Genomic DNA, 8,496 nt, shown 5'->3' on the forward strand with positions numbered 1-8,496 from the left:
CGTCCGCACTCGGCCCTGGATTACCAAACCCCGGTGGCTTATGCGCAGACGCTGACAGCTGCACGAATCGACACGAAGACTAACGGGACTCAAATAGCCGCTGGATGAAAGTTCGGTGGCAGGTCAGGCATTCTCCCTCCTTGAGCCCTTTTCCCTGCGTCACTATCGAATATCGGCCTGCACCCTGCAGGCTTTAACCATTAGTGGTGTTTGTCGCTCATGCCCTGTTCCTTCAAGTTGAGCTCCAGGCAGGTCAGCTTGGCTTCTACTTCACTCTCAAAACAGATAGCACCTTCTTCCTTGGTGCGTGTGTTGAAAATGATAAACCCTGCCATGTGAGGCATTTGACCATTCTTGACGCTGCTGCTCAGTGGTTTGTACTTGTAACTGTATGGCATGGATAGGCACCCGGTTGGTCCATTTTTAATATTCACATAGACGGTCTGCGTACCTTAGGCAAGGTTCGGCCTGGGAATGGAGAACTTACTTCTAGCCCCGGGAGCACCGGGGCCTTCACGTTAACCGACTTACAGCAAGGCCAACCTCATCGCAATAACGTATGTTGCTAAATGAACTCGACCTCGGCGTTATAGATGCCAACAAGCTCTGGCGTTGTTGCTTCGTCCAGGTAGGCCTCCTCAGCGCTCATGACAGCTTCATCACTATTCAGCTCTGACAGGTCAAGTTCCTGGCTGTAATCCATGCCTGACGTCAGGAAGGGAGACCATACATCATCAGTAGGGGTGTAATCTTCGAAGGTGAAGTCCGAGCTATCCGCAGTGTAAAGATCGGGGCCCTGCTCAACGCCATTCAAAACTAGGCTTTCGAGGTCTACATAGAAGGTGTCCTTGCTATCCCGATCGACGACAAAGCTGATGCTGACCCCACCACTGTCCATGCCATTAGTCGCATCCATGCCAATGTAATATACAGCTTCGTCACCACGAACAGACCCACTGATGCTTGTAGACGATATTCCACCACCGATAAGGCCTATGGAATGGTATTCAGTGTCAGATGGAAAGCTTAGAGAGAGGTCGAGGCTGTTACTTGTGTTGAGCCACCCATCGCCAGCGTCCAGAGGAATCTGAACGGTTGCCAGCACGTCCTCGGTAGGAGGATTAGCCGCCAAGTCTAGAGAATCCTTTACACGGGCAACAGACGATGGATCCTCGGTCACATTAGCAATCGACTGCTGCAGTTCATCTAGGCTTCCACTTGGCAGACCCAATGTGGCGGAATGGTAGACGCCTGCCTCGACCTTGTTCAGGAAGGTATCTGCAGCATTCGCGAACTTGGGATCGTCAGTGTTGTAGAAGAACTCGCCAGCCTCAACCAAGAGCTCCCAAGGGTTGCGACCAGCAGCAAGGTTATTGTCGAAAAACGCGAAGGCCTCAGCATATGTAGGGCTATCTTGAGTAATGCTTAACCCTTCCAATACCTTGTCGATCTTTTCAGCCGTGCTCGTCATGCCCTCGAACTGAGAATTGAATGCCTCTGTGGCGGCAAGGTTGGCGGCAATCTGCTCGATGCTCTGGCCTTGCTCCAAATAGCCTTCGAATTCAGCGAGGAACTCGGCTCCAGGCGGCGCATTGAACATAGCAGTAGTGAGGGCAACGAGGTGTTCTTGCTGCTGCGGGGTGACGGCCATGTCAAAATTCCTGATGAGTGAATTGCTTTGTGTAGCGCAGTACACCTTACCTTGACAATGCTTAACATAACAGCGGGCCCTTGCCAGCTACAGGAGAGTGCTCACGGGTGAGCGCAACCGTGGCGTTTGGCAAATGTCCTACACTTTAGTACCGTCAGCAGCTCCCCCCATCAACCCGAATGGCTGAGCCATTTGGCCGCCTATGGTGATGAAAGCCGCCCGCCTCATGCTCCACCCCGGCCTAGTCTCGTTATCCGCTTGACCACCACCGGGAGCAGCCTATTGCTAGGTTATGTTTACCCCTGGCAGACGCCGAAGCCAAGCTAGGTAGCCTAGCTGTTCACCTATCGCGGCAAGCATATCGCCACGCTTTATGGTAAGGATGAGAGCGCACTGCTGGCCCGCTCTGCTCGCTGGCGCAGATGCTACGTCGCCTTCGCTTGACCTTCGAGCACACCCCGCCGACGGGGTTCTACAAAGCCGCCTAGATGGCTGTAACGGAGACCAGCCGGTGAGTGCCCCGAACCAGAAAAACCCCGACAGCCTGCGCATGCTCTATCTTATGGCATTGCGACAGGCACTACCTAAGTGGGATTATCCCACTGTGCCGGCCTTGGTGGTAAAAGTTATCTCAGAATCATGATTACCGATGCGAAGATAGTCGCCACAAGATGTAGCATCCCAACTTGATTGAAGCCGGAGCTTTATGCCGTGGCCGACATGACCACCTCTGCCCGGTCAGGAGTTATCGTCAAATCTGGTGGATGGCGGTCAGGCCGCAGTCCTGTCTGATTGATCGGCTACCTGCTCCCCATCCTGGAACTTGACGTTGCTGACGACCAGCTCCAACTTCTGGAAGTGCTTGATCCGTCTCCAGCGTTTCTGGGCGGACTGGAGCAGTTTGAAGACCATCGCCAAGGTCGTGTCCCGGGAGCCGCAGTTCCGGCTGCGCTTCGTCCTCAGGCGGACCGTGGCGAAGGTCGACTCGATCGGGTTGGTGGTGCGGATGTGCACCCAATGCTCTGCCGGGAAGTCGTAGAATGCCAGCAGTTCGTCCCGATCCTTGGCCAGGCAGTCCATCGCCTGGGGGTACTTGGCGCCGAAGCGCTTCAGCGTGCGGTCGAAGGCCTGATGGGCTGCTTCGCGCGTCTCGGCCATCCAGATCTCGTGAAGGTTGGCCTTGACCTTGGGCTGCACCGATTTGGGCAGCTTATTCAGCACGTTGGCCGTTTTGTGGACCCAGCAACGCTGATGTGCCGTGTCCGGGTAGACCTTGCTCAGCGCCTTCCAGAAACCGAGCGCACCGTCGCCGATCGCCAGCCTGGGTGCCTCGATCAGACCACGCTCTCGCAAGCCCGTGAGCAGCTCTGTCCAGCTGGCCTCCGACTCCCGATGTCCATCCTCGACGGCGACCAGTTCCTTGCGGCCATGTTCGGTGACGCCAATGATCACCAGCAGACACAGGCGATCATCCAATCGCACATTGCTGTAGATGCCATCGGCCCACCAGTACACATAGCGGCGATCCGCCAGGTCCCGCTGACACCAGGCCTTGTGCTCATCGAGCCACTGGGCCTTCAGTCGCGAGACCGTGTTGGCCGACAGGCCCTTCGCTTGGTCACCCAGCAGGGCCGACAGGGCCTCCTGATAGTCGCCGGTAGAGACGCCCTTGAGATAGAGCCAGGGAATCAGCTCTTCGACGCTGCGGGCCCGTTTCAGGTAGGGCGGCAACAGGGTGCTGTTGAAGCAGGCCTGGCCGTCACTCCGGTCCCGCACCTTGGGCACCTTGACGGTGACGGCACCGATGCCGGTCTGCACGGTGCGCTCCGGCAGATAGCCGTTGCGTACCACCGCCTGCCGACCGTCCTCCAGGGTCGTGTCGGCATACTGGGCCAGGAAGGTGGCCAACTCGGCCTCCACGGCCTTGGCGATCAGGTCTCGAGCCCCTTGGCGCAACAATTCGTGCAACGGGTCGGAGACCTCAGGTTCTGGCTGCGACAGGGCTCGGAGGGTAGAATCGGTCATGGCGTATCCGCTCTTGTTGATTGAGATCTTGGTCGTGATCAATCAACAGGATACGCCACCCTTCCTGCCACCTCCCGTACACCAGAAATCACCATAGCTCCCCGGTCAGACTGACCGACCAGTTCAAGAATGTCATTTTGGCGTTTCGATCGTTCCAGAGCGTTTCAGAAAAGCGGCACTGCTACCTGCTGAGTAAAACCCGGCAGGCCGGGTACAATGCGCTACCAGCACGAGATGTCATAGGAATAAAGAATTGAAGAACACCGATGCCATGCAAACATACATCGAGCTATCAGCCCACACCTTAGAGAAAGGGGCTACTGGGTCAGGGAAACTATCCAAAGCTCAGTACCACGCCCTAAAGAACGCACTCGGAGGCATGTTCGGGGCCCAGGACCCCGATTTAAGGGAGGCCGCCCTCAAGGTCTGGCAGATGCTTGATGATGCAAGAAAGCCGCTGTAGACACTGATGCGTGGTGGCGTCTACTCGGGTTCCAAGGAGTAAGCCCGATGCAGCCCAAATGGTTTACCGATTTCGATGTACGGCCCACCCCGCTTCCAAGTCCGACGGTAGCCCTCGGCTATCGCTCGCGTACTTCACGGCGCCTTTCGCAAGGCACGGGGCCGGTACACATTGGCCATGCCCGGTCATGACCGATTACAATATTCTGTGCTGAGGGTGTTTGCCTCGAGCCGGGATGAGCTGGATACACTGATCGAGAACGTGCGTGCTGCTAAGACGCTGCGTGAGCAGGCGATCATCCAGTATCCACGTTCGGTACCAGAGGATTACGTCGGCTCGTGGAGCCTTTACCAGCGCTTCCGTATTCCCGCTCGACGCTCCGAACGCATCCCGGGCCGATCGGTGCGGCTCAAGCACATTCAAGAAGCCCATGATCAAGAGCTGCCATTCTTCCAAATGGTAAGCGAGAGCAATGGCGGCCGGTTCCGGCTTTGCTGGTCCGTTGTAGCTTATGAAGGAGATGCCCCCCTTGCGCTCGAGTCCCATCCGGGTCTCCAGGGGGCTGTCCACTATGGCCAGTCCAGTGCCGTTACCTGACCTCAGGTAAAATTGTCTAGGACCCTTTTTTCGAGAGTGGAAAGAAGAAACCGAATTTCAATAAGTTAAGGTATGCTTTCGAAAAAGGGCCGATTGCTCTTTCACAACGTAGCTCATTGATTACTTTGAGAGATGCTGCTGTGGCGCTCTAGTTCACTGCCGTGCAGGCAGCTTAGAAAGCGTCGGTGATGTTGTTCTGCGACTGCAGGACGTTCACTGCCGTGCAGGCAGCTTAGAAACTGGTAATCGTAGGCCGGATCGATGGCCCACGGTTCACTGCCGTGCAGGCAGCTTAGAAAACGTCCGCCGCAAACTGCCGCCCAGTCTCGAAGTTCACTGCCGTGCAGGCAGCTTAGAAATGCCATTGGATGCCATCAACCCCGAAAAGGCGTTCACTGCCGTGCAGGCAGCTTAGAAACGGCGAACGAATACCCGGCATTCTGCGAGCGCGTTCACTGCCGTGCAGGCAGCTTAGAAAAGTGGAATCCCATGATCTGGAACAAGCCCCAGGTTCACTGCCGTGCAGGCAGCTTAGAAATCTGCCTGGCGGCGTAGGCGTTTGATCTCGGTGTTCACTGCCGTGCAGGCAGCTTAGAAATGAAGCACCTGTCGAAACTGTTCCTCGGCTACGTTCACTGCCGTGCAGGCAGCTTAGAAATCCTGCCGCCTGACGGTCACTCTGGATCGAGCGTTCACTGCCGTGCAGGCAGCTTAGAAAGTAACCTCGATCCCATCGCCACCCCGTTGAAGGTTCACTGCCGTGCAGGCAGCTTAGAAAGGCGGACGCTCATCAGGACGCACCTTGCCCATGTTCACTGCCGTGCAGGCAGCTTAGAAACGCCGCGCCCACAACCACGGGCATTGCAGCCAGTTCACTGCCGTGCAGGCAGCTTAGAAAACCGCCGCCAAGTCGCATGTGACGCACCCGGTGTTCACTGCCGTGCAGGCAGCTTAGAAATGACCATGTGCGCGGCCAACGCGGTCGTCACCGTTCACTGCCGTGCAGGCAGCTTAGAAACATCCGGCTAGCGGACTTCCAGAAGCAATTCCGTTCACTGCCGTGCAGGCAGCTTAGAAAACCATGCAGACGCGGACAGGATCACCCGAACGGTTCACTGCCGTGCAGGCAGCTTAGAAACAGGAGAGAGGTCCACGTCTGGTGTGATCGTCAGCTTGGTGACGAGCGTACAGAGCCGAATGGGGGCCTCGCGATACCAGCGACGCCAGGGGTGTGTTCACAGTATGAAATCTTGAAAGAATAGGTGAGCGCTGCGTCTTTCTGAGCCCCTCAGGGGTGCTTATAACAGTGCCCGGCCACTCAGGCGCTCACGTGGCCACGGTGGTACCATCCTCGACGTAGCGTGCTAACGCGTCATGCAGTCTGAGAACTTCAACTATGGATCTTACCTCTCCCATCTCACAGCTGCCAAACTAGATACTCGTAATGCACACCTTAGTTTGCAAGGGAAACAAAGCTAAACACGCTTCATATCGATACCAAATCGCAGAAGTCAGCGGGCCGGAGAATGACTCCGACCCTAGAGAGTCCCCGCAAAGCGGCAACGAATAGATATTGCACGGGGCAATACGAAGCCGCTGCTTGCTGATGAGCTTAGCAATTTGCAAGTTAATTTGTTTTATTATCTCAGACTACGCTTCCGAGCCACTGAGCGCTCAAAAGTAAAGTCGAAGTCCTTGAACTCAACTAGCATCGAGAGACCAACCCCCAACACCAATGCCCAGAAGGAGGAACCAATACCTAGAAGCTGAATCCCTGAAACAGCAATCAGGAAGGAGAACATAGCGCCGACTTCGTGCTTACCTGAGAAAGTGATGTGCATCGCGGAACTGATCACTCTCAATAGCGCAAGACCAGCAATGATGGCGATAAAGTAACTCGGCATGGCCTCGATCAGGCTAAAGACGAAGCCATAAAAGGGTGCTGCTACTATAAAGATCATCCCAACAATAACGGCCGCGACCCAACGTTTATCATGGCTACCTGCCTCAGGGCCTGAACAGATACCCGTCATAGGAGCTGCGATACAAGTGCTATGCAAATTGAAAAATGCAGAGATCATGGTACCTAAACCACCTACTGCGGTGATGGCATTGGCTGGCGCCTCCTTATAGCCCATGCCCTTGACGAGCCCGACCCCGGCGGGCGTTTCCATCCCTACAAGGATCAGGGCAAGTGGTAGGCCATAAGCGAGGAATGCCTCCAAAGTGAAGGTCGGCATGATGAACTCGGGGAACTTCATTGAGAAGGTGACGCTCGAGAAATCAGCACCAAAAATCGCCATGTAGCCTACACCTACCACCAATGTGACGACTAACGGAGGCACCCGGCGCAGATAACGCGCGGAAAAGAAGAAAGAGAGAATCATCACTATCGCAGGTAACGTGGCATCCTGCAGCGGCATCACCATGTTAATACCGAATTTGAGCAGTATACCCGCAACCATGCCCATTACGATGGGCATAGGAATCACTTTCATGATAAGGCTCATCATTCCAGCCAAACCAACCATCAAAGATATCGCTCCTGCGATTAATGTCGCCCCCAAGGCCTCGTTGAGTCCCACGACCGGAATGATCGCAGCGAACAGCAGCGCACCGGGAATCGAATTGGCCATCGGTAAGGGAAGGCGGTAGTAGGCAGGCAAGAACAGCCCAAACAAGCCGTTGATCATTAAATAACTGATTACCCAGAGCAGAGTGAATTCCTGAGGAAGCCCGGCTGCCGTGCCAGCGCTAATATGAATGATCCCAGCGCTGAGCCCGAATATACCGGCCACAACTCCTGCGCTGAGATTGTCAACATTGAAGTCGTTAATAAAGTCGCGTGGCGCTGACATGAGGCCAGCGCCCTTCTCTATATGTTTCATGGCGTACTCCAGAGAGCTTAGAAATATTGCTGTTGGAAGCCTCAGGCGTTGCGCTTCCTAGAAGACGCAACCTCTCAGACCCGTTCGATGAGCGTTGCGATCCCCTGCCCGACGCCGATGCACATGGTGCACAGCGCGAAACGACCGCCGGTCAGCTGCAGCTCGTGCATGGCGCTGGTGACGATGCGCGCCCCGGACATGCCCAGCGGATGACCGAGGGCGATGGCGCCACCATTGGGGTTGACCCGCGGGTCGTCGTCGGCGATGCCCAATTCGCGCAGACAGGCCAGCGCCTGAGACGCGAATGCCTCGTTGAGCTCGATATGATCGAGCTGGTCGGTGGTCATGCCCAGACGCTCGAGCAGCTTTTGCGAGGCCGGCACCGGCCCGATGCCCATGATGCGCGGCTCGACCCCGGCAGTGGCCATGCCATGGATGCGCGCCATCGGCGTGAGGTTGTAGCGTTTCACCGCCGCTTCGCTGGCGACGATCAGTGCCGCCGCGCCGTCGTTGACGCCGGACGCGTTACCCGCCGTCACCGAGCCCATCACGCTGGAACCGGCGGCACGGAACGGCGTCGGCAAGGTGGCCAGCTTCTCGAGGGTGGTTTCGCGCGGGTGCTCGTCGGTATCGAAGATCAACGGATCCTGCTTGCGACGCGGCACCTCGATGGGCACGATTTCCTTGGCCAGACGACCGTTGTCCTGAGCGCGCTTGGTCTTGAGCTGCGAGTGGTAGGCGAACCGGTCCTGATCCTCGCGGGAAATCTTGAACTGCTCGGCGACGTTCTCCGCCGTTTCGGGCATCGAGTCGACGCCGTACTGCTTCTTGAGCAGCGGATTGATAAAGCGCCAGCCGATGGTCGTGTCTTC

General features: G+C 56.3%; 7 protein-coding genes and 1 CRISPR repeat array. Of the genes, 2 read left to right on the forward strand and 5 right to left on the reverse strand.

Annotation, left to right across the window (positions count from 1 at the left end; genetic code table 11):
* Positions 1-200: 200 nt before the first annotated feature.
* From MHM84_RS21295 to MHM84_RS21305, 3 genes are all read right to left on the reverse strand, one after another.
* Positions 201-398, reverse strand: a complete 198-nt coding sequence (locus MHM84_RS21295; protein ID WP_239269073.1) for a hypothetical protein — start codon at positions 396-398, stop codon at positions 201-203.
* A gap of 167 nt (positions 399-565) precedes the next feature.
* Positions 566-1,651 carry a hypothetical protein gene (locus MHM84_RS21300; RefSeq protein ID WP_239269075.1) on the reverse strand — a complete coding sequence of 362 codons (1,086 nt, stop codon included), beginning with the start codon at positions 1,649-1,651 and terminating at the stop codon, positions 566-568.
* A gap of 771 nt (positions 1,652-2,422) precedes the next feature.
* On the reverse strand, positions 2,423-3,676 hold the full coding sequence (locus tag MHM84_RS21305) for an IS256 family transposase (RefSeq protein ID WP_239269077.1): 1,254 nt from the start codon (positions 3,674-3,676) through the stop codon (positions 2,423-2,425).
* Between the two features lie 253 nt (positions 3,677-3,929).
* Between MHM84_RS21305 and MHM84_RS21310 the strand changes: the two genes are divergently transcribed.
* Both MHM84_RS21310 and MHM84_RS21315 read left to right on the forward strand, forming a co-directional pair.
* Positions 3,930-4,139: a hypothetical protein gene (locus MHM84_RS21310; protein ID WP_239269079.1), complete on the forward strand. Its 210-nt coding sequence runs from the start codon at positions 3,930-3,932 to the stop codon at positions 4,137-4,139.
* Between the two features lie 120 nt (positions 4,140-4,259).
* A complete protein-coding gene (locus MHM84_RS21315) occupies positions 4,260-4,736 on the forward strand; it encodes a type I-F CRISPR-associated endoribonuclease Cas6/Csy4 (RefSeq protein WP_343218316.1) in 477 nt (158 codons plus the stop codon).
* Between the two features lie 151 nt (positions 4,737-4,887).
* Positions 4,888-5,874: direct repeats of the CRISPR family, unit length 28 nt; unit sequence GTTCACTGCCGTGCAGGCAGCTTAGAAA.
* Positions 5,875-6,376: 502 nt separating this feature from the next.
* Here the strand turns inward: MHM84_RS21315 and MHM84_RS21320 are convergent.
* Complete coding sequence (locus tag MHM84_RS21320) at positions 6,377-7,624, reverse strand: benzoate/H(+) symporter BenE family transporter (protein ID WP_239269083.1); 1,248 nt, start codon at positions 7,622-7,624, stop codon at positions 6,377-6,379.
* Between the two features lie 74 nt (positions 7,625-7,698).
* A partial coding sequence (locus MHM84_RS21325) for an acetyl-CoA C-acyltransferase (protein WP_239269085.1) occupies positions 7,699-8,496 on the reverse strand: 798 nt, incomplete at its 5' end.

It is taken from the genome of Halomonas sp. McH1-25 (assembly GCF_022348165.1).
GTDB lineage: Bacteria > Pseudomonadota > Gammaproteobacteria > Pseudomonadales > Halomonadaceae > Modicisalibacter.